1 protein-coding gene is annotated in these 1,965 nt (G+C 77.1%); it reads right to left on the bottom strand.

The features are described 5' to 3' along the window. Nucleotides 1–88: 88 nt before the first annotated feature. A partial coding sequence (locus ACFXA3_RS41765; RefSeq protein WP_385196613.1) for a transglutaminaseTgpA domain-containing protein occupies nucleotides 89–1,965 on the bottom strand: 1,877 nt, incomplete at its 5' end.

The raw sequence follows: 1,965 nt of genomic DNA, 5'->3' as shown, positions 1-1,965 counted from the left end.
GGCCCGCGGGGGCGGGCGGGCGGGGGTGCGCCCCGCCCCCCCCCCCCCCGGCGTTTCCGTACCGCTGGGGCGCCCCGGGAAGCCGGGGTCAGCCGCGACCGCGCGGCAGCGGGAGGCGGGCCCGGCTGCGGGCCAGGGCGGCGCCCGCCTTGGCCAGCGGGGCCGCGGCGCGGGCCGTCAGGGCCGACCAGCGGGCCGCCGCCGCCCAGCGCAGGCGCACCGCCGAGCGGGGCAGGAACAGCGCGCGCAGCCGGGAGCGGCGGCTCACGGAGCCGAGCAGCGCGGCGTGCACCAGCAGGACGTCCGCCGCGAGGCCCTCGTACGGGACCTGCGCGCCGGGCGGGGCGTACAGCGCCCGCTCCACCGCTCCCGCGACCCGGTGCACCGCATCGGCCGCTTCGGGTTCGAGCCGCCCCAGCACCACCACGCGGCCCGCCGCCCGGCGCGGCGACAACGCCTCGTCGGGGGCGATGCCCACGTCCCAGGCCGCGTCACCCAGTTCCTGCCACCCGGCCATCACGTCACCCGCCGCCAGCCGGCGGCCCCGGAGCCGCCTGCGCCACAGCAGCGGCAGCAGCGGCAGGGCGAGCAGGGCCAGGACCGGCAGGGTCCAGCCCAGGACCGCGGTCAGCGACGGGCCGCCGCCGGCGGAACCCGCGTTCTGGTGCGGCGCCGCGGCCCCGCACTCGCCCAGCTTCTTCTCCTCCGGCGGGCAGGCGTCGGTCTGCGAGGGCGCCGCCGACGGCTGCGCCGCACCCTGCGAGGGCTGCGCCGTCGGCGCGGACGGCTGGGGCAGCGGCGTCTCGGGCCGCGAGTAGTCCGGAACCGTGATGCCCTGGCGCGGCGTCGGCTCGAACCGGGTCCAGCCCGCGCCCTCGAAGTACAGCTCGGGCCAGGCGTGCGCGTCGCGCATCGACACGTTCACGCTGCCGTCCGCCTGCTTCTCGCCGGGGGTGAAGCCCACCGCGACCCGGGCCGGGATGCCGAGCGTGCGCGACATCGCCGCCATCGAGAACGCGAAGTGGATGCAGAACCCCTCCTTGTCCGCGAGGAACCGGGCGATGGCCTGCGGCCCCGTACCCGAGGCGACCTTCGTGTCGTAGCGGAACCCGCCGTTCTCGGCGAAGTAGTCCTGGAGCTCCACCGCCCGCGTGTAGTCGTCCTTCGCGCCCTTCGTGACCTGGCGGGCCGTATCGGCGACCACCGGCGGCAGGTTGTCCGGAAGCTTCGTGTACTCGGCCTTGATCGCCGGATCCGGCTGCGGAGCCGCCTGCAGCTCCACGGCCGTCGGCCGCAGCAGCAGACTGCGGACCGTGTACATGGCGCCCTGGACGTTCTGGAACCGGTCCTTGCCCAGCTGGTCCCCGACCAGGGTCCGGCCGGCCGGCTCGAACCGCCACTTGCCCGGGATGTCCACGGACGTCGCCGGGTAGGGCATCGGCAGGTAGCGCTGCGCGTACGTGTCGGCCGCCGAGATGCTCGTGCGCACCTCGGTTCCGGTGGCCCGGACCTGATCGCTCAGCCCCGGCGGGACCGGCAGCCGCTCCGGTACGTCGGTCAGGGCCCGCCCGGAGGCCTCCCACTTGACGCCGTTGAACTCGTCGAGCGCCAGGATCCGCAGGTACTGCTCGCCGAGCTGCGGGCTGTCGGTGCGGTACTTCAGCACGACCCGGTTGTCCGGCGTGTTCAGGCTGCTCTGGAGGGACACCAGCGGGTTGACCGCCGAGATCGTCCCGCCGATGCCGGTGCCGCCGCCCTCGGCGTCACCGCGTGCGCCGAGCAGCCCGCCGCCGAGGGAGGGCAGCACCGCCGGCACCACCAGGGCGATGCCCAGCGCGACCGCGCCGATCCGCCGCCCGGTGCGGACGGGGGCCACCGCCTGCGCCGGGGCCGCGACGCCCCCGTACCCGGAGGCCGACGCCGCCCGCCCGCCGGGGGCCGCGCCGAAGACCCGGCCCCACTGGG

The organism is Streptomyces sp. NPDC059456 (assembly GCF_042750055.1).
In the GTDB taxonomy this organism is placed as follows: domain Bacteria; phylum Actinomycetota; class Actinomycetes; order Streptomycetales; family Streptomycetaceae; genus Streptomyces.
This window is presented reverse-complemented; position numbering and strand designations above follow the sequence as displayed.